Here is a 19507-nt window from a genome sequence, read left to right as displayed (position 1 = left end):
AGTTGATTTGCCAATAAGTTTATCAACTAATTAAGAAGTAAAAATATCAACAAAAAATGCTAATTATAAGCAAGTTTTTGGTTTGATAAAAAAACCGGATTGGTCAAGACGATATAAACTGTATATTTTGTCATTTAATTACTAACCAAACCCAGATTACTAAAGATTGTGTGAAGTAGATGGCCTAAACTATAAAAAACAATCAAAAATGATGAAGATTGCGATCGCTCAACTCAACCCCACCATTGGTGATATTACAGGCAACGCTCAACGGATTCTTGAAGTAGCCAACACTGCTGCGAGTCAGGATGTGCGTCTGTTGCTGACACCAGAATTATCCTTGTGTGGCTATCCACCACGAGATTTGCTGCTCAATCCCAAGTTTCGAGAGTCGATGACTACACAAGTGCAACAACTAGCTCAGCAGCTACCATTGTCTCTAGCTGTTTTGGTGGGGACAGTAACACCGAATACCAAAGCAGAGCTTGCTGGTGGCAAACCTTTATATAACAGCATTGCTCTACTAGAGGGGGGAAAAGTACGGCAGATTTTTCACAAGCGACTCTTGCCCACCTATGATGTTTTCGATGAAAACCGCTACTTTGAACCAGGACGGGAGAGTAATTCCTTCACCATTGATCACCAGCCATCAGCAATCACAACTCAGAATGCCCACTCTCCAATTAAAATCGGTGTTACCATTTGCGAAGACTTGTGGAACGATGAAGAGTTTTGGGGCAAACGCAGCTATCAAGTCAATCCGATCACAGACTTAGTTCAACAGGGTGTAGACCTAGTGGTAAACTTGTCCGCCTCACCCTATAGCGCGGGTAAACAGAAAACTCGGGAAGCAATGTTGCGCCATAGCGCTAGCCGTTACCATACACCTATCCTCTACGCCAATCAGCTAGGAGGCAATGATGACCTGATATTTGATGGGTGTAGTGTAGCATTTAATCAGGCTGGTGAGATGGTATGTCGCGCCCGTGCCTTTGAAACAGACTTAGTCATTTTGGAATATGACCGAGAAACACACGATCTGGTCACCCCACCAGAAACAACTATAGAGTCTCCACCATCGGCAGCAATAGCACCAGCCCCAGCCAGCCTAGACGAAGAAATTTGGTCAGCCTTAGTCCTAGGAGTCCGAGATTACACCCGTAAGTGTGGTTTTAAAAAAGTAGTAATTGGTTTGAGTGGTGGGATTGATTCTGCTCTTGTAGCTGCTATTGCCACCGCCGCCTTAGGACCAGAGAATGTCTTGGGGATTCTCATGCCTTCTCCCTACAGTTCTGACCACTCCGTCAAAGATGCTCTCTCTTTAGCACAAAACCTAGGTATTAAGACTCACACCCTAGCCATTGGTTCCTTGATGGAAGGGTTTGACCAAACCTTAACCTCTCTATTTGCTGGGACAGAGTTCGGTGTGGCTGAAGAGAATATTCAATCCCGAATTCGGGGCACCTTACTGATGGCGATCGCTAATAAATTTGGCTATCTCCTGCTTTCTACTGGCAACAAGTCAGAGATGGCAGTGGGTTACTGTACCCTCTATGGTGATATGAATGGTGGATTAGCTGTAATTGCCGATGTTCCCAAAACCCGGGTCTACTCCCTATGTCGGTGGCTAAATTCTAGGGCAGAGGAGTCCCAGGTTAATCAGAAGTTGCAGGTTAGTACGCTCAATCTTGAACCTTCAGACTCCTCTTCTAAGCTTCAAGCTGATCAGCGTCAACCTGCTAACCTAACTGACTCGAACGCCAAAGGCGAACAACCTTTAAGCCAAACAGAAATTATTCCTGCTAATATTCTAATCAAGCCCCCCAGCGCTGAATTAAAACCTGGTCAAGTAGACCAAGATTCCTTGCCATCTTACGATATCCTAGATGATATTCTCGAGCGACTGATCCAGCAGCACCAAGCCCCGGAGCAAATTATTGATGCAGGTCATCAGCCCGAAGTGGTTCACAAAATCATCCGACTAGTCGCTCGTGTTGAATTTAAGCGCCGACAAGCCCCGCCAGGCTTAAAGGTTACTGACCGCGCCTTTGGTACTGGCTGGCGGATGCCAATTGCTAGTCGTTGGCTATAGCATTAGTCTATTAATGATTAGTCATTAATCATTAGTCATTAGTCTTTGGTCTTTGGTCTTTGGTAATTAGTCATTGCTAAAGACCAGAAGACTTATTGTTGACGACAATGGACTAATACTGGACTAATAACTAATCACTACCTAGCCAGGGAAGTCTTGTTCAAGAAATCCATAATAGAATAGCAGTTTCGTGATCGAGTAAGTGGGACGGTAAAAATAAACGTAATAGTCTGGTTGTTGACTGTTCACAGTCTATAGAACCCATTTGATAGAAACTAGGATTGATTGAAAAAGGGTACAGGAATCCCCCCTAACCTTAATAAGGGGGGTAGGTAACAGTAGGAAAGAGCTCCAAGTATTTTTTTGGTGTTATGGTAAGCATTCAGCTATCAGCTATCAGCTATCAGCTATCAGCTATCAGCTATCAGCTATCAGCTATCAGCTATCAGCTATCAGCTAATGCGCTACGCGCACGCTACGCGAACAGCTTTGGAATAAAACAAGTAAGCATTGGAATAATGCTGAGTTACCTCACAGCGTCGTTCGCACAGCGTGGCCAAACGCGCACGCGTGGCCGTTCGCGTAGCGTGGCCAAAAGGCCAAAAGGCCAAGGCCAAAGCCTGTGCCACAAGGCTGACGGCATTAGGCTGACGGCATTATGCTTACTTGTTATGACAAATCAGCATTGGGTTTCATGATTTATTTGGAAATACTAGATGACGTTTACTGTCAGCAGTGAACAGTCAAGGATCAACAAAAAACCTGGTCAATTGGAGCTAAACGGTAAGCCTTCAGGGCTCAGCTGCTCAGGAGTCAGCTAAAGCATCGACCCAAACTTAGGTATTTGGGTCTGGATGGGAGTAGATGATGGGAGTACATAAGTATTCGGGCGAGAATGTTCTTTCTTAAAGGTTGGTTGATTCAAGATTGCTTGTAGCTAAGGGCTGATTAGGAATGGCTGAATTCTGTTCGCGTAGCGTGCGCGAATGCGCATATGCTGAATGCTGACATCGTATTAATTTGCTTATTAATTTACTGGTGCAGTTGGTTAAAATTATGGTGAAAGGGTAAGAGGGAGAGGTAAAAATAAAAATTTCCCTCTATCTTGACTAGTTAAATTGAAATTTTTCGCCATTTTGGAATGAATTTGTTTAATCACAATCGCTATAATTTCACCAATTCCTACTGCTAGATTGTTGAAATTTGTGCTACACTCTTACCCGATGTATTTGAACCTAGACGCAGCAATTAATAGGGATCCTCTGATTGTATCTCCCGAAACTCTAGTAACAGAGGCAATTGCCCGCATGATCCAGTTCGACTCTAGTTACGTACTCGTCCAGTCGCAACTGTCATTAGTAGGCATTTTTACTGAGCGAGATTTGCTAAAGGTCATAGTCGAAGGGATTGGGCTTTCTGGACTAGCGATCGCTGACGTGATGACCACAGAATTAATTACACTACCAGCCACTGAAGTCGAGAATGTCGAGAATATAGTCAAGCTACTGTCTCGATTGCGCCAACATCGGATTCGTCATCTACCAGTTGTAGAGGATAGTGGACGACCGACAGGTATCATTACAGAAAATAGTTTGCTGCAAGTGCTAGAACCAGCAACAATGTTGGCTACTAATCAACAGCTGGTAGACGGAGTTAATCAGCCCACGGCTCAACTAGAAGCCACAAATCAGGAACTAGAAGCATTTGCCTATTCAGTATCCCACGAGTTAAGCGCTCCACTACGAAGGATTAAGAGTTTTATTAAGGTTCTATCAAAGGACTATCATCACCAGTTGGATCTCAAAGGACAACACTATCTCCAACGTATATCTGCTAACAGTCAGCATATGTGGAAACTCATTGAGGATTTGCTAGAGCTTTCGAGAGTTAGCGGTGACCCGATGCACTACCAGCAGGTTGATTTGAGCAAGATGGTTGCTGAAATTAGGTTAGAACTCACACAAACCCAACCTGAACGGAGCGTGGAATGGGTCATTGCCAAAGGAATTCAGGCTTATGGAGATAGTACGTTGCTCCGGATTGTTTTACAGAATCTACTCCACAACGCCTGGAAATACACATCCCATCATCCCCAAGCCAGGATTGAATTTGGAGTTTGCCCATTGTCCGCACCTCAGACAGGGGGGCAAGAGCAAACTAGTGATGAAGCGATCGCCTATTTTGTCCGGGATGATGGAGCTGGCTTTGATCTGGCTGACGCTGACAGATTATTTATCCCTTTTGTACGCTTGCACAACGAAGCCGAGTTTACTGGCAATGGCATTGGACTCGCTACTGTAAAGCGTATTATTCACCGACATGGTGGCAGAGTCTGGGCTAAAAGTGCAATTGAACAAGGAGCAACGTTTTATTTTACCCTTCCACCCTTCAAAAATTATTCGCTATAATAACACCATTGCTTGGTCTCCTCCACACCTAAAAACGTAAGCATTCAGCCGTCAGCCGTCAGCCGTCAGCCGTCAGCCGTCAGTGGTCAGTGGTCAGCTTATTTTATTCAAAAGCACCGATTGCGCTACGGGCACGCTGCGCGAACAGTAGCGTGGCCATTCCCGTAGCCTGGCCTTTGGCTGATAGCTGATAGCACCGATTGCGCTACGGGCACGCTGCGCGAACAGTAGCGTGCCCGTAGCCCATTAGCTGATAGGTGATAACTGATAGCTGAATGCTTACCTAAAAACTATTGCAATCACTACTGATCTAATGATTAGCAATAGTTAAATTACAATTGATGATCTGTGTGCAAACATAAAAATGACAAAATGGCAGCCATGTGTTTCATTTTTATGATAATACAGGCTTTAAGATGGCTTTGGTAATTATGGCGCTTAGGCAATTTAAGCTGTTAGGAATTGAATTTACAGAAATCGCAGCTTGTTTGCCCCCCTGCTTGACGCGGGGGGTGAAAACAAGTTAGGGGATGCACACCCCTGGTCTACTTTCTTTGTGATTAGGAGGTGATATAACTAGTGCAATACGGGACAAAGAAAATATTATTATCTGGATTATTGTCTGGGAACATACCAGATGAAACTAATGACCTACTTGTTTTCTGGTGTGAACAAGCCAACAACCTGTACAAGCAGGCTTGGTAGGCAGTAAGACAGACTTATTTTGAAAACTGTGAGTATTACACTTACTTTGATGCTTATGACATGTACCGAGTTGGTCCCAAAGACGGCGTTGCTTAATAATGTAATGATTTTAATAGTAGGTGCGCGCCTCCAAGGCCGCGAGCAATCCCTCGCGGCCTTGGGTCGCACCTGTGGAATGGGCATCTTGCTTAGGTGCGCTCTTACTTGGCGAATTAAATTCGCCACGGGTCGCACCTGTGGAATGGGCATCTTGTGTGGAACTGGCATCTTGCCAGTTTCAATATATTGTCGGGCGGGCAGGATGCCCACTCTACTCCTATTCATTACTTGATTCAGAAACGCCGAGAATACAAGAGTATTAAGGTTAGCTATGGTCAACTTTGCAAAGCAAAGATTTCAAGGATAATCCGCACTACAAAGCACTAGGTGTTAACCAAGTTCTAGTCTAAGGAGACTTTAGGAGAAGCCATTTATCGGTTGGGATTAAACCTAAACTTACCTGAGTTCGACATAACCAACTATCCGGCAATTGAGGAGTCAGTAGTCAGGAATCAGTAGTCATAATAATTGATTTTCCATCCAGGAATTTTTAATATAAATTTGCTTGGTAATCCACTAATCGTTATTGATACTACCACTAACCTTGCTAAATTATTATCCTGATTTCTGAATTATGTATTCTGTATACTCCTCAAAACCAGCCAATTCAGGTAATGACATCGATTTGAGTTAAAAATTAGCCATAAATGTGTAGATGATGAGATTAGTAATATCATAATCCAAAAGCTTTCTAATCAAGTAGAAACTTATTGAACAATAGATAGGACATATCAATGAATAAACCACTGCGAATTTTGATTGTCGAAGACTCAGAAGATGATGCTGAGTTGCTGGTGGTTGAACTAAAAAATGGTGGCTACGAAGCAATTTATGAACGAGTGGAAGCACCAGGAGCAATGAACGAAGCCTTAGATAATAAGGGGTGGGATCTTGTGATTGCTGATTACTTCATGCCTAAGTTTAGCGCCATTGGTGCCTTACTACTCTTACAAAAAAAAGGGTTAGACTTACCGTTTATTATCGTCTCCGGCTCGATTAAGGAAAATATGGCAATCGCTGCTATGAAAGCGGGAGCCCATGACTATTTACTTAAACACCAGTTAGCACGATTAGTTCCGGCGGTGGAGCGGGAGTTAAGAGAAGCAAAGGTGCGCAAAAATTACCGGAAGGCAATCAAGAGGTTACAAGACCTGACGTTTTATGACGAATTAACCGGTTTGCCTAATCGGACATTGTTTTTATACTACCTGCGCCAGTGGTTTAAGCCAGTACAGCCAACTCACAATCGCAAATGTCTACCGATGGCATACCCGATTATACCAACTCTTTGCTGGGATGAACCAATTGTTGGAAACACTCAGAAGGATAATGTATTTGCTGTGCTATCTCTGACTCTCAGTCGCTACGGAATTATCCAATACAGTCTAGGTGATCTACTCAGTGAACAACTCCTAGTTGCTACTGCTCAACGCTTACAGGAATGCATCGGTGATCAGGATATATTGGCACGGATGGGAGAGAATAAATTTGCGATTTTGCTCTCGAATATCCAAGACTTAGCTCAGGTGAAAGAGACAGCTGAGCGTATCCATCAGGAGATTTCCATCCCATTCGATCTCAATGGGCGAGTTGTGTCTTCTAATTGCTACATTGGTATTGTCCTGAGTACCATGGGGTATGAGCAACCGAAAGATTTGCTGCGAGGGGCAGATACGGCGATGTATTATGCCAAATTAGAGGGGAAAGGAGCCTCAGAAGTTTTTCATCCTAGTATGCAAAAGAGAGCTATTGAGCGACTACAGTTAGAAACCGACTTACAACAGGCAATTAAATACGAAACATTGCATCTGAATTATCAACCAATAGTGTCCCTGACAACCGGCAAAACTATTGGTTTTGAAGCCTTGGCCAGGTGGCAGCACCGCACTCGCATCAAGGTTAGTCCTAGTGAGTTTATTCCGGTAGCAGAAGAAACAGGACTAATTATCCCCCTTGGTGAATGGATTTTACGGGAAGCCTGCAAACAGTTAAGCCTTTGGCAAGACCAGTTTCCTGATTATTCTTCTTTGAGTATCAGTGTGAATCTGTCTGGTATTCAACTCAACCAACCCCAGCTGATTGACCAGATTGACCAAATCTGCACCACGTTAGAATTGAGTGGGGCGAACTTGAAGCTGGAAATTACTGAGAGTGTGTTGGTAGATAATGCCTCAGTTGATAGCACTATCTTGCAGAAACTCAAAGACAGAAATATAAAATTGTGTATCGATGATTTTGGCACCGGATACTCATCGTTTTCCTATCTAAATGATTTGCCAATTGATATCATTAAAATTGCTCGTTCTTTTATTAGCCAAGGATTTACAAAAAATGGTAAAAATTTTGATACGGTAGAAGCGATTGTAAATCTAGCTAAAAAACTAAAAATTCAGGTAATTGCTGAGGGTATAGAAACCCAAGAACAAAAGGATATTTTGCAAGATTTAGGCTGTGAATATGGACAAGGATTCTTATTTGGTGAAGCCCTCACTGCGGAAACGGTGACCAATTTGATGTTAACCAAGCCAGATAGGTTTTGGTAATCGCTATAGTAGGAATTAAGACAAGCAAAAGGGTATCCCCCAATACTCACCGACGATCGGGGGGCAAGCTTGGATGTAAAAGAGGCTAAACATGAAACCTGACTTGGAAAACAGATCCTACACTGCAAGAGCTGACCATAGACTAGGTTATTCAGTCTTGAGCACTTCTTACCACTCAGGACAATGGGCGTTGCTGAATCAAGTAATGAATAGGAGTAGAGTGGGCATCCTGCCCGCGCGAAAATCTCTTGAAACTGGCAAGATGCCAGTTCCACCAAGATGCCCATTCTACAAAACTCTTAAAATCATTCCATTATTCAGCAACGCCGGAAAATGCACTCAAGAGAATGGACTGAGCACTCAAAACTCAGCACTCAGTTTGCTTAAACGTTTACTAATTGCCACAGCGGTGCTGTTGGCTGTTGTCCCTACGACGACTAGTTGCAGTCTACTGGAACGGCAGCCTCGGTCAAACTCTACCTTGGTCTACAAAGGACCAGTTAGGCAGGAGGTGAAAGCTGGTTCATTGATACCAGGGACTGATATTCGGTACATCAGTAGGACGGAGGAGAAAACTGCTGAAGTGTTGATCAATGGACAACGGGCATTCAAGCGCAGTGGTGACTCTCTAGACTGGACTGGAAGCCCTCTGAGGGGAGTCGAAATGGGCCTGAACCAACGGGTATTAGTTTATAGTGAGGAACGCCTACAAGCTGGTGGTAGTGTTAGTCTAACGGTAGATGGGGTATCTTCTAAACCTGGTTGGGTACCGCAGGTACCGGACAAAACAAACCCCAGTCTAGTGGTTTACAAGGTTCCAGTTTTATACCGAGTCAAGCAGGGAGAAACAATTCCTGGAACCACTTTGAGTTATACCGGCAAAACTGAACAAGGTGCGCAGTTGGGTGGATTACCGACCGGAGAGTCTCCTTACCGCCAACGGGGTGACTCGATTAGTTGGCGAGGGGAATTACGCCCTAGAGTTTATCTCGATTTAGTAGTACGTACTGCCTTCTATAACGAAGACCGTCTGAGTGTGACTGGCTTTGCAACAGTTATCCTAGCAATCGGTGGTTGACGGTGGTTCGCCCTTGGCGTCCCTTTTTGGAGTTTGGATGTTAGAGTTAAGGGTTGAGATGGCTACTTGAATGGCGGGAAGACCCTACATTGGTCGATGGACAAATCTAATGCGATCGCAACTGAAAATCAGCATGCCCTGAAAAAACTAGCGTCGGCAGTAGAAGCCTCTCAGGGACAGTTCAAGCTGATTTTAGCCCGCTGTAATTATATCAGGGTGCGTTTCCGTTTGGTAGCGCAATTACCAACACTCTGCTCGGTTGACATTAATACCCTAACCCTTAAGCCATCGGACAAAGTCCTCTATCACACCATTCGGTCAATACTGGGAGAAGAACGCCCTACTTCTGTGATGGTGTTGGGCTTAGAATCGGTGCAGAATCTAGCACAGATGCTGAGTGTTACTAATCAAGTGCTCCAAGAGTTTCAGAAAAATCTTCCTTTCCCCTTAGTGTTATGGATTACAGATGAGGTTCAGCAGCAACTAACCCAGTTTGCTCCAGATTTCGAGAGTTTGGGGACACCGATAGAATTTGCGAACGCAACAGAAACCTTAATTACTGAACTCAAAGAGACTACCGATGCTATCTTTGACTATATTTTAAAATCAAACAGTATAGCATACTTTGTACCTACTGATATAGGTATTGTACGTCACCGGGAAATTGATGCTGCTCTGAAGGATTTACAGCATCGCGGTGAAACCCTTGAACCTGCTCTCAAAGCTAGTATAGAATTCCTTCGTGGTCAAGAGGCTTATGCTAACTATCAGTTGGGTAGTGCAGTAACTCACTATGAGCAAAGTTTGGCATTTTGGCAACCAGCTCAAACAGAGACTGAGAGATCGGGAGATCACCAGATCACGAGATCAGGAGATGGGGAGAGTCGGAACAATGTTTCTTCATCTAATTTAGATAACTTAGAAGATGTAAATAGCTTAGAATATCTAGATAATTTAGATGATATAAATAACTTAGAATATCTAGATAACTTAGAATATCTAAATAACTTAGAAAACGGCAGTGATACTACGGTAAATGAGATTACCGTTTCTGATCAGCAATTTCTGGAGCGTCAGGGAATCGTCCTATTTTACATTGGGTTGTGTTATTTCCAGCAGGGGGAAAAGTCTCGGGAACCAGAAAACTGTCTCTATTGGAACGATGCTAGACGATTATTCCAGGAGTGTCTTGATCGGTTTGAGCAGTTGAATCGTCATGATTTAGTCACTAAGTTTATCAATCAACTAGGTGAGGTGATGCAACGCCTAGAGGATTGGGATGATTTGTATCACTTGGCTCACAATGCCCTAGGGTTACAGCAACGCCAAATCCTATTAGGGGCGCAAGGTCTGGCACCACTAAAAGCCCAAGCTTACGGATTTTTAGCAGAAGTCGCTCTTAACCAATCTCGTTGGCAAGAGGCTAAGCAAAATGCTCAGAAAGCATTAGATACTATAGGGAAAGTTTCCTATGGTGTTGCAGAAGAGGGAACAGAGGAAACACAGGAAACAGAGAGCACAGAGGGCACAAAACCATCTCTTAACTCAGGAGTCAGCATTCAGGACAATGCACTCCAGACCATGCACTCACTTCAAACGAGTCTGTATCTACTACTGTTAGCTCAATCTGAGCAACGGCTTGGTCACCCTGAAGCTGCACTCCAACATCTAGAACAGGCAAGGGTTATTGCACCTCAGGATAATCCTCGGTTTTACACTCGGATTTTGCAGGGATTGCGATCGCGTAGCGGTCGGTTAGGGAAATCGCTTTATTTCCAGCAGGGGCAGTATCTCCAAGCTTTCCAACTTAAGCAATATCAACAATCGTTAGCGCAACAGTATGGTTGGGGAGGGTTTATTGGTGCTGGTGGATTACAGCCACGACAAGGGATAAGGTTGGTGGGGTTGCCAACAAATTTGATCGGAGCGCAACGCCTTGCCCCCCTAGAGGAGGAAAATCCAGAAACTATAGCGCTAGAAATTGCCCAGTCTGGGCGACAGCAGGATGTCAATCGATTGATTGAACGGATTGGAAGCAATGATTACAGGCTAATTGTGATTCATGGAGAATCAGGGGTGGGCAAGAGTTCTCTGGTGAATGGGGGATTAGTACCAGGGTTGAAACAGACTGTAATTGGTACAGAAGATGTGTTGCCTGTAGTGATGGCAGTCTATAGCAATTGGGTAGAAGAATTGGGACGGTTATTGGTAGAGGCATTAACCGGAATAAATATAGAGACATTGCATGGAACATCTCTACAAAGCCCAGATATTATTATACAGCAATTGCGGCAAAATGAACAGCACAATTTGCGGACAGTACTGATTTTTGACCAGTTTGAAGACTTTTTCTTTGTTTACCTGGATAAAGCTCAGCGACGGCAATTTTTTGAATTCCTAGAAGAGTGTGTTACTAGTCCGTCAGTTAAGGTGATTCTGTCGATGCGGGAGGATTATCTCCATTATTTACTGGAGTGCGAACGGGCACCATGGTCGGGTAGCCCTAATCCCATGGCCAGTATGGAAATTATTGGCAATGACATATTAAGTAAACATGTGCGCTATCCTTTAGGTAATTTTTCCCGAGATGATGCTAAGTCGGTGATTGAGCAAGTAACTAAACAATCATCTTTTGACCTAGAACCAGCTTTGATTGAAGAATTGGTACAGGATTTAGCTGGGGAATTATCGGAAGTACGTCCGATGGAATTGCAGATAGTAGGAGCGCAATTGCAGGCGGAGAGTATTACTACCCTGGAACACTATTGGGAACGGGGTTCAAAGCAAGGATTGATGGCGCGGTATTTGACTGGAGTAGTGGAAGATTGTGGACCAGAGAATCAGCAGGTGGCGGAACTGGTGCTATATTTACTAACAGATGAAACAGGCAATCGTCCCCTGAAGACTAAAGCTGAGTTAGCGAATCATTTAGGAACAGAAGCTGATAAATTAGAGTTGGTATTAAGGATTATAGTAGAGTCGGAGTTGGTAGTTAAGGTACCGGATAGTGTGGCTGAACGCTATCAATTGATGCATGATGATATGGTTTCTTATCTACGACAACCAGCACTGAAGTTAGATGAGTTAATAACAAAACTAAAACAAGCTGAGCAGGCTAAGCAGGGATTGGCAAACTCTAACCAAAAAGCCAGCCATCAGATTAGGATTGGGTCAGCAGTATTGAGCCTGACATGGGTTAGGTAAACGGACACAACAAATTGGCTCTAGCTTCGCTGGCACTGAGAATTTCCATTGGCATCTAACTAATGTACAACTTACTGTACCACTTCCAAAAGCAATGCAGTCGCTCCTCATAAGCGACTGCATCAACACAATATAGCAGGGGAAGGAAAGGAAAAATTGGCTCAAACTCAGACATTCACGGTCTGGAGCTGCTAAAACCTGATCACCGCAAAACCCTATCAGTATTAGGGCGTTGCTGAATTAAGGAATGAATGCGCGATCATTTGGTTTGATTGAAGCCCCCTAAATCCCCCAATTCTGGGGGACTTTGATAGTTTTGTTCCCCCCAGAATTGGGGGGCTAGGGGGGCAAAACCATACGCATAATCAGCAACGCCAGTATTAGAAGCTTTAGGAGGTTGACTACCACGAATATCCCGCCAAATTTGAGTAGCTGCTAAAGCTCCATCGGCAGCAGCAATGACAACCTGATTCAGTCCTACCTTTAAATCACCAATGGCAAAGATCCGAGGATGGGAAGTGCGGGCCATTTTATCTGTAACCAGATTCCCTCCCTTCTTCTCCAAATCAAATGTGTCTAGATATTGGGCATGATATTTGGAGCCCATAGAAATCAAGCCAGCTTCCAACTCAATTACTCCACCATCCGTTAATTCTACTCCAGTCATCTGATGGTCTTCCCCTAAAAATTGCTCAACTGGGGTTTCTATGATTTCATAACCCTGTTGTTCTATTTTTTGTCGCAATTCATCATTTACATCGAACAATCCTTGGGTAAATAAAGTAATTTCCGAAGTAAACCAACCCAGAGGAAAAACCACTTCCGCATTACCTGCTGTGCTGGCAAATACCCCCACCTTTTTATCAGCCATTTCATATCCATCACAAATCAGACAGACATGGAGGTTATAACCTGCGTAGTCATAGACATTTCGCATATTTTCCAAAGCTGGCAGATAGTCAATAATGCCACTAGCAGCAATCAGGTATTTAGCTCGAAAGGTATAGTTTTCACTATTGTTTCGACCAACTTTTACTCGTACAGCAAACGTCTCACCCTCATCAATTACTTCTTCGACAAAAGCATCTAGTATATCACCACCGATAGACAAATAATGCTCTTTACCTTGTCTAAGAACAGAACGACCAGGGGTATCGGGAGGTAAACCCAGGTAATTGTGGAGTTCCTGCATCCAAAAAGAGCGGGCTTTGCCTTTATCGATAATCAACGTATTGAGTAAGTAACGCTGGAGATAGATTCCCGCAGAAAGACCTCCTGCGCCACCTCCCACAATAATGGTGTCGTAAATTTTGTCAGTGGATTCTTGAAGATTTTGTTTTTTGAGTTTCATGATATTACCTCTGTAGTGGGTTGGAATAAAATCTATCGTAAGCATTCAGCGATCAGCGGTCAGTGGTCAGCGGTCAGTGCTCAGCAGTCAGCTGATATAACAGAGATTAAGCCAATGCTTACCTATTTGATTCAAAAGCTGAAAGGTAAGCATTCAGGCGTCAGCCTTCAGCCTTTAGCTGAAAGCTGAAAGCTGATAACTGATAGCTAATAGCTGATAACTGATAGCTGAAAGCTGATAACTGATAGCTAATAGCTGAAAGCTGAAAGCTGATAGCTGAAAGCTGATAGCTGAATACTTAAACTATTCAAATGAAATTTGAAATTAATTAAGATGTCCTGTTTTAACGTAAATTAAACAGCCTTCTTGACTAAAGGGAGTATGAGTACTGCCATGAGGATTGCGTATCCAAGTTCCTTTAGGATAAGTTCCATGTTCATCTTCAAACACCCCTTCAATCACATAAATTTCTTCTCCACCAAAATGACTATGGTGTTTAAAAATAGTTCCAGGTTCCCATTTAACTAGAGCAACATTTTCTGTACTATGAGTATGTAAGGGCATTACCTGTAATCCTTTAACTAAACCTGGAACCCAAGAATTATTAGTTGTATCGATTACTACTCGCTCTTGATCGTCAGGAGACATTTGCCATAGTTTCACCAGAATCGTACAACCTGATTCACTTTTAGGAGTATGGCTTGAACCTACGGGATTGCGGACATAAGTACCAGAGGGATAATCTCCTTTTTCATCAGAAAATATGCCATCTAAAACTAGAAATTCTTCACCACCACCATGAGTATGAGCAGAAAAGAAACTACCAGTTTCATAGCGAACCAGAGAGGTTGCTCTAGCTACTTCGTCTCCATCCCTTTCCAACATCCGACGCTGTACACCAGCCATAGGAGAATCAACCCAAGGTAGCTCTTCGCTATAGACAACAACTCGCTGAGTTAAATCTGCATGAATCTGCATGGCAACCTCCTGACATTATGTTTATTGTTGGAATCTCTAATTATTGCTTGAGATTGCTAGTACCATCACCACCAGCATCAACCCCACCATCCACAGGAAGAATCACGCCGGTAACCCAATTGGCATTAGCCAGATACAGCACTGCATCAGCAATATCTTTCGGTGTGCCAACTCTGCCAAGAGGCTGCTGCTGATTCAAATCATCCACAGTTTCTTGGTTCACTTCCCCCAGCAATGGTGTAAGAACAATGCCAGGGGCTACAGCATTAATCCGAATCTTGTCTGCTGCTAGCTCCACAGATAAGTTTTTTACCATTGCTGTGATAGCAGCCTTCGCCATAATCGGTGCAGAAGACGGCAAAGCCTTAATCCCATTAAATGCAAGTATTGTACTGATGTTGACGACCGCGCCGCCATCCCCCTGCTTTCTCATCTGTTTGACGGTTTCCTGGGTTAGTGCAAAAGTACCCCTTACATATCCCAGGTACCGTGAGAGCTCGTCAATTGTGTAATCAGTGAAGTTCTTGACGGCAAAGATGCCTGCATTATTAATCAAAACATCAACTCTACCAAACTTGGCAACGGTCTCAGTAACCATTTTAGGAGCGAATGTAGGATCAGTAATGTCCCCTGCTATAATCTGGATGCGATCAGGCTGATTCAGCTTTTGGGCTGCACTTTCAAGCTTTGAGAGAGTTCTGCCATTGATCATTACATTTGCCCCAGTGTTCAGAAACCCTTCAGCAATTGCATAGCCTATGCCAGTTGCGCCACCTGTAATAATAACAGTTTGAGTGGCCATACTATTTACCTCCAATTTAGTTCAACGATTCTTATCGGTTTACACCTCATGACAGCTAAGTAGTGGGAAATAACTAAGACTAATTGTTAGCTCTGTCTAAAGTTTTGCCAATGTTGACAAAACTTTAGACAGAGCTAACAATTTTTGTCCGACTACTTATACTGTCATTATACCTAATTATGGTTGACTAATTTTCCTGACTACTTAGGGTAATTAGAACGAACAAAGTTGCGAATGTAATTAGCAATCAACTCTAGATCTTCCTCAAGGGCAAAATGACCGGTATCTAGGATATGGAATTCGAGGTTTTTGAGATCCCGCTTGTAGGGATGGGCTCCTTCTTCGGGAAAGATGTAGTCACCTTTGCCCCAAACAATTAGGGTTGGAGGTTGAAACTGACGGAAATATTCCTGCCATTGTGGGTAGAGACTCGGGTTAGTACCATAGCTGTAAAACAGTTCCAATTGAATTTCTTTGTTGCCAGGACGGTCGAGCAAATATTGGTCGTGGAACCAATTGTCTGGAGCAATGGTTTCTGGATTGCGCACTCCATTAGTGTATTGCCACTTAGTCGATTCGAGGGTTAGAAAATCCGCTAGAACTTGAGCATTTTCAGGAGTTTTGTCCTGCCAGTAAGCCTTGAGTGGTTCCCAAAACTCTCGCAAACCTTCTTCATAGGCATTACCATTCTGCACAATCAGCCCTAGGGCGTGTTTTCAAAGTTTTCGGCAAGATTATGATCCCCCCCAGCCCCCCTTAAAAAAGGGGGGAGCCATACTCAAAGTCCCCCTTTTTTAAGGGGGATTTAGGGGGATCTCCGAGTTGGAAGACACGCCCTAGCACTTTGTTGGGATATTTGCTGGCTAGACGGTAACCTACTGGTGCGCCATAGTCCATCACATAGAGAAAGTATTGTTGTAAATCCAATTTAATCGTCAACTTTTCGACGATATCTGCCAATTTATCAAAGCTATATTCAAATTCATCAACCTTCGGCATGGAACTGGCACCAAAACCAGGATAATCTGGGGCAATCAGGTGGAATTCGTCTGCAAGGGCGGGAATTAGATTCCGGAACATGTGGGAAGAAGTAGGAAATCCATGTAACAAGAGGATGGTAGGGGCGTTTTTGGAGCCAGCTTCCCGATAGAAAATATTAACTCCATGGCCAAAAGGCCACGCTACGCGAACAATCTCAATAGTTTTGTGCATTGTGGTGTTTAGGTTAGTCATGATGATTACGTTCCTTGGTGATAATTGATTTAGTTTTTACAGTTCAAACTAGATGAGGAGAGCTTCAATTTTAGGGAGAAAGTTGAGCTAGTTGTTTCTCTAACTCTTGAATGCGAGCTTCTAGGGGAGCTTTCATTTGGGCAAATTCTTCTTCTGAATAACGAATCGGGATATGTTGGGGACAATTCCAGTCAAATGCCTCGACTTTAATTATGAATACTCGTCCCAATTCCGCCTGATAATTAGGATCGGCTAATTGATTGAGCAGTTGTGGGTCGTTATCAATAATTTGAGCCCTTCCCCAAATCTTTAATCGGCGACGGTGAGCGTAATCCATCAAAAATAGAAAAACGCGATCGCTTTCAGACAAGTTACCGACACTGATGTATTGCAGATTTCCTTGAAAATCTACAAAACCCAAGGTTTTATCATCCAGAACTTTGAGGAATCCTTTGGGCCCTCCACGAAACTGGATGTAAGGCCAACCGTTACTGTTGACCGTACCCATATAGAAACTATCCCGTGCAGCGATAAATTCTGTTTCTTTAGCAGTCAGAGTATCTGTGCTGATGCCTCGTTTGGCGAATTGGTCATAAATTTCCCGAGAGCCGTAGCGGGTTTGAGCGTTTTTGACTCCAGGGGTAAAAGCAATATTGGTAAATTGTCGTGCCATCAGAAATCCCCTTATTTATCTAGACCGTTATTTATGTAAGCTGTATTTATGTAGACCGGTCTGTCTCTTATTAGGTTAATAGACAGGTCTGTATAAAGTCAAGGATTTTCCGCTGATTTTTTTGTAAAGTTTTGTTAAGCAGTGCCCGATAGTCACAGGACACTGAGGAGGGGAAAGTGTTAGCCTAAACTAGACAGACTTGTCTATTCAAATCTGATTCAGTAACCATGACCAAATTGACTTCATCTCGTAAACCAGTTCGCGATCGCATTTTAGAGAAAGCCTCTGAGCTCTTTTACAAAGAGGGTATTCAGAATGTGGGGATTGATCGCATCATTTCCGAGTCTGGTGTGGCCAAGATGTCACTTTACAACCACTTCAAATCGAAGGATGCTCTGATTGAAGCATTCCTACGACAGCGGGGCGAGAGCTGGCGTGCCTGGTTTATAGAAACTGTTGCCCAACATAGTTCAGATCCCAAAGAGCGTCTATTAGCAATCTTTGATGTGCTTCAATTATGGTTTGAGGCTCCAGATTTTCGGGGCTGTGCTTTCATTAACGCTACTGTAGAGTTGGCCAAGCCCAATCACCCAGGTTATCAGGCGGCTTTGGAGCACCAACAAGCGGTTTATGCCTATATTCTGGATCTGGCTCAGGCTACAGGCATTACTGATCCTGAATTATTGGCTCGACAGTTTTTACTGCTTGTGCAAGGCTCAATTGTTGTAGCGATGATGGAGGGTAACTCCATAGCAGCAGCACAAGGGAAAACCGTTGCTTCAGCATTATTAGGGAGAAGGGAGTAGGGAAGTCAGAAGAGGGAATAGGGAAATGCGATCGCACTGGTTTGTGGACGGTTGAGGGTCAATCAAAAAACCGTTGCGTCAATGGTGTAGATTAAATCAAGATCAACTATGACCAAGTCAACTATCGAGTTGTCGCTTTTTTCCCCGCGCCAAGCACGGGGGTTTTCAGCTTTCAAGAACTCTTCATAAATATGAAAGAGAAGATGGAAATTAGGACAACACCAATAACGAGATTCTCGACAGGTAGGGTAGATTGAGGGTTTTCAAGAAAATTGACTGTCGGTCTGACCACATTTTCCAGATTTATGGGATTGTTAAACTGGACTTCTTGGAAATAAGAATAACTAGGCTCATAACTAGGCTCTTGGGGATTGATGAACACTAGAGAAACAGTTTGATCCATCGGACTCACTTCGGCTAATTCTTCAAAAACCAAGTTACGGGTGCCGTTAGCAGTCCTGGCGATGGCTGGACTGGTTGAGTTATAATAGATATCTGTGGTGAGAGACACTTGACTAATAAGTAGTACTATAACTAAGGTTACAGGTAAAGCACCGCCTAGGCTATAGGGGTTTCTAGTCCAATCATACCATTAATAGATAAGATTAATAGATACGATTTATACTGAACAACTAAGACAGGAATAAAACTAAGCTCAAAGGAAGTTCAGGGGCTAAGACTGTTGGCATTTTGCCCTTATCAGCACGAGACCGATATACACAGATACCGGATAGACTCAGAGAACGTCTATCGGTTAGTTTATCCGGTATCTGTATGTAAAAACCCATGGTGTGCTTTTCTGGTTGATCAAATGCATTCAGGGGGGACTATCCAAGCATGGTTTTAAGCCATAGCTGGATAAAGCATCACCCCTAGAGACACCACACCAGCAATGATCATGAGTCCAGCTGGCATAAACTTGCGAGTTTTAGCGAGCCGGATCGCAAAGACAATCACCAGTGCAGCTGCTACGGCTATCCCTAAGGTTTGTGCCCAGGGTTGTTCTTGAAGCTGCATTATTCCAGCAAATATTAGCAATAAACCGCTAATTACACCAGAAATGAGAGATATTTTGCTTTTGGCTTTAGCATAGCCCATGATTCCCCCAATCAGGGCTAAGATGCCGTATAAGAGTACTGCTGCAATACTTAGATTCATCATTAAATTTTTTGTCAAACTGAACTCAGTTATACCTCTAGCTCGATACTTCTTTGGTCAAGTCAGCAGAAAACTTAACATTAGGGAGTAGGGAGTAGGGAGTAGGGAGTAGGGAGATTGGATGCAGTCATTAATCGTAGGGTGGGCAGTGCCTAGCAACGGGATTGGCAAGCTTGGTCAATCTGTCTGATCCACTGCCCACCTTACATGAACCAAGCTGATTGAGACTGGTGCCAGATGTCAGGAGTAGGTGCGGCTTGTTCCTACTAGGAGCCTCTAGAAAATAGAGGGGTATGAGTAGGGGACTTCGCGAGGAATAAAAACCTCAAAAGTCTAACTGTCTAACGGATGCGGGTGAAAACCCCGCCCTTCAGGAG

At 43.6% G+C, this 19507-nt stretch carries 17 protein-coding genes and 2 pseudogenes; 9 read left to right on the top strand and 10 right to left on the bottom strand.

Features of this window, described 5'->3' with window-relative positions; all coding sequences use genetic code 11:
* The first annotated feature begins 211 nt into the window (after positions 1–211).
* The gene (locus F6K38_RS21630; RefSeq protein ID WP_008179380.1) at positions 212–2092 is read left to right on the top strand and encodes an NAD+ synthase; all 1881 of its coding nucleotides are present in this window, start codon (positions 212–214) and stop codon (positions 2090–2092) included.
* Between the two features lie 464 nt (positions 2093–2556).
* Here F6K38_RS21630 and F6K38_RS21625 read toward each other — a convergent pair whose 3' ends face one another.
* A complete protein-coding gene (locus tag F6K38_RS21625; protein ID WP_287262782.1) occupies positions 2557–2721 on the bottom strand; it encodes a hypothetical protein in 165 nt (54 codons plus the stop codon).
* Positions 2722–3315: 594 nt separating this feature from the next.
* Here F6K38_RS21625 and F6K38_RS21620 point away from each other — a divergent pair.
* The 6 genes from F6K38_RS21620 to F6K38_RS21595 all read left to right on the top strand — a co-directional run bounded on the left by F6K38_RS21620 (position 3316) and on the right by F6K38_RS21595 (position 12129).
* The gene (locus F6K38_RS21620; protein WP_008179384.1) at positions 3316–4500 is read left to right on the top strand and encodes a sensor histidine kinase; all 1185 of its coding nucleotides are present in this window, start codon (positions 3316–3318) and stop codon (positions 4498–4500) included.
* 12 nt (positions 4501–4512) lie between these two features.
* Entirely contained in the window at positions 4513–4668 is a 156-nt protein-coding gene (locus F6K38_RS21615; protein WP_154659669.1) for a hypothetical protein, read from the top strand.
* A gap of 656 nt (positions 4669–5324) precedes the next feature.
* Entirely contained in the window at positions 5325–5567 is a 243-nt protein-coding gene (locus F6K38_RS21610; protein WP_131826933.1) for a hypothetical protein, read from the top strand.
* A gap of 471 nt (positions 5568–6038) precedes the next feature.
* The gene (locus F6K38_RS21605) at positions 6039–7847 is read left to right on the top strand and encodes an EAL domain-containing protein (RefSeq protein WP_287357428.1); all 1809 of its coding nucleotides are present in this window, start codon (positions 6039–6041) and stop codon (positions 7845–7847) included.
* A 157-nt stretch (positions 7848–8004) separates the two neighbouring features.
* The gene (locus F6K38_RS21600) at positions 8005–8925 is read left to right on the top strand and encodes a hypothetical protein (RefSeq protein ID WP_131826934.1); all 921 of its coding nucleotides are present in this window, start codon (positions 8005–8007) and stop codon (positions 8923–8925) included.
* A gap of 96 nt (positions 8926–9021) precedes the next feature.
* Positions 9022–12129, top strand: a complete 3108-nt coding sequence (locus F6K38_RS21595; RefSeq protein WP_287357426.1) for an nSTAND1 domain-containing NTPase — start codon at positions 9022–9024, stop codon at positions 12127–12129.
* 259 nt (positions 12130–12388) lie between these two features.
* Here the strand turns inward: F6K38_RS21595 and F6K38_RS21590 are convergent, their stop codons facing one another.
* Positions 12389–13480 carry an NAD(P)/FAD-dependent oxidoreductase gene (locus F6K38_RS21590; RefSeq protein WP_287254492.1) on the bottom strand — a complete coding sequence of 364 codons (1092 nt, stop codon included), beginning with the start codon at positions 13478–13480 and terminating at the stop codon, positions 12389–12391.
* Here F6K38_RS21590 and F6K38_RS21585 point away from each other — a divergent pair.
* Positions 13454–13669, top strand: coding sequence for a hypothetical protein (locus tag F6K38_RS21585; protein WP_287254490.1), 216 nt, complete (start codon positions 13454–13456; stop codon positions 13667–13669). The genes F6K38_RS21590 and F6K38_RS21585 overlap by 27 nt on opposite strands.
* Positions 13670–13804: 135 nt before the next feature.
* Here F6K38_RS21585 and F6K38_RS21580 read toward each other — a convergent pair whose 3' ends face one another.
* From F6K38_RS21580 to F6K38_RS21560, 5 genes and pseudogenes are all read right to left on the bottom strand, one after another.
* On the bottom strand, positions 13805–14458 hold the full coding sequence (locus F6K38_RS21580; protein ID WP_287357424.1) for a cupin domain-containing protein: 654 nt from the start codon (positions 14456–14458) through the stop codon (positions 13805–13807).
* Positions 14459–14498: 40 nt separating this feature from the next.
* Entirely contained in the window at positions 14499–15260 is a 762-nt protein-coding gene (locus F6K38_RS21575; RefSeq protein ID WP_008179403.1) for an SDR family NAD(P)-dependent oxidoreductase, read from the bottom strand.
* Between the two features lie 200 nt (positions 15261–15460).
* Positions 15461–15964, bottom strand: a pseudogene (locus tag F6K38_RS21570) (alpha/beta hydrolase); the annotation flags it as partial.
* Positions 15965–16100: 136 nt separating this feature from the next.
* Positions 16101–16472: pseudogene (locus F6K38_RS21565) on the bottom strand (alpha/beta fold hydrolase); the annotation flags it as partial.
* A 91-nt stretch (positions 16473–16563) separates the two neighbouring features.
* Positions 16564–17166, bottom strand: coding sequence for a pyridoxamine 5'-phosphate oxidase family protein (locus F6K38_RS21560; RefSeq protein ID WP_287293372.1), 603 nt, complete (start codon positions 17164–17166; stop codon positions 16564–16566).
* Positions 17167–17393: 227 nt separating this feature from the next.
* On the opposite strand from F6K38_RS21560, the gene F6K38_RS21555 reads away from it, so the two are divergent.
* Positions 17394–17972, top strand: coding sequence for a TetR/AcrR family transcriptional regulator (locus F6K38_RS21555; protein WP_287256309.1), 579 nt, complete (start codon positions 17394–17396; stop codon positions 17970–17972).
* A 172-nt stretch (positions 17973–18144) separates the two neighbouring features.
* Here F6K38_RS21555 and F6K38_RS21550 read toward each other — a convergent pair whose 3' ends face one another.
* From F6K38_RS21550 to F6K38_RS21540, 3 genes are all read right to left on the bottom strand, one after another.
* Positions 18145–18483, bottom strand: a complete 339-nt coding sequence (locus F6K38_RS21550; RefSeq protein WP_287293374.1) for a hypothetical protein — start codon at positions 18481–18483, stop codon at positions 18145–18147.
* A gap of 121 nt (positions 18484–18604) precedes the next feature.
* Positions 18605–18760 carry a hypothetical protein gene (locus tag F6K38_RS21545; RefSeq protein ID WP_287256307.1) on the bottom strand — a complete coding sequence of 52 codons (156 nt, stop codon included), beginning with the start codon at positions 18758–18760 and terminating at the stop codon, positions 18605–18607.
* 55 nt (positions 18761–18815) lie between these two features.
* Complete coding sequence (locus F6K38_RS21540) at positions 18816–19130, bottom strand: TMEM14 family protein (RefSeq protein WP_008179418.1); 315 nt, start codon at positions 19128–19130, stop codon at positions 18816–18818.
* Positions 19131–19507 lie beyond the last annotated feature (377 nt).

The sequence above is a fragment of the Moorena sp. SIO3B2 genome (genome assembly GCF_010692525.1).
Lineage (GTDB): Bacteria > Cyanobacteriota > Cyanobacteriia > Cyanobacteriales > Coleofasciculaceae > Moorena > Moorena producens.
Note: the sequence above shows the minus strand (reverse complement) of the source record. Positions and strands in the feature narration are given on the sequence as shown.

Bases quoted from the DNA above. Each gene is read 5' to 3' on its own strand.
- F6K38_RS21540 (WP_008179418.1), bottom strand. From the start codon at position 19,130: ATGAATCTAAGTATTGCAGCAGTACTCTTATACGGCATCTTAGCCCTG.
- F6K38_RS21590 (WP_287254492.1), bottom strand. From the start codon at position 13,480: ATGAAACTCAAAAAACAAAATCTTCAAGAATCCACTGACAAAATTTAC.
- F6K38_RS21555 (WP_287256309.1), top strand. From the start codon at position 17,394: ATGACCAAATTGACTTCATCTCGTAAACCAGTTCGCGATCGCATTTTA.
- F6K38_RS21560 (WP_287293372.1), bottom strand. From the start codon at position 17,166: ATGGCACGACAATTTACCAATATTGCTTTTACCCCTGGAGTCAAAAAC.
- F6K38_RS21575 (WP_008179403.1), bottom strand. From the start codon at position 15,260: ATGGCCACTCAAACTGTTATTATTACAGGTGGCGCAACTGGCATAGGC.
- F6K38_RS21630 (WP_008179380.1), top strand. From the start codon at position 212: ATGAAGATTGCGATCGCTCAACTCAACCCCACCATTGGTGATATTACA.
- F6K38_RS21595 (WP_287357426.1), top strand. From the start codon at position 9,022: ATGGACAAATCTAATGCGATCGCAACTGAAAATCAGCATGCCCTGAAA.
- F6K38_RS21545 (WP_287256307.1), bottom strand. From the start codon at position 18,760: ATGGGTTTTTACATACAGATACCGGATAAACTAACCGATAGACGTTCT.
- F6K38_RS21605 (WP_287357428.1), top strand. From the start codon at position 6,039: ATGAATAAACCACTGCGAATTTTGATTGTCGAAGACTCAGAAGATGAT.
- F6K38_RS21620 (WP_008179384.1), top strand. From the start codon at position 3,316: ATGTATTTGAACCTAGACGCAGCAATTAATAGGGATCCTCTGATTGTA.
- F6K38_RS21580 (WP_287357424.1), bottom strand. From the start codon at position 14,458: ATGCAGATTCATGCAGATTTAACTCAGCGAGTTGTTGTCTATAGCGAA.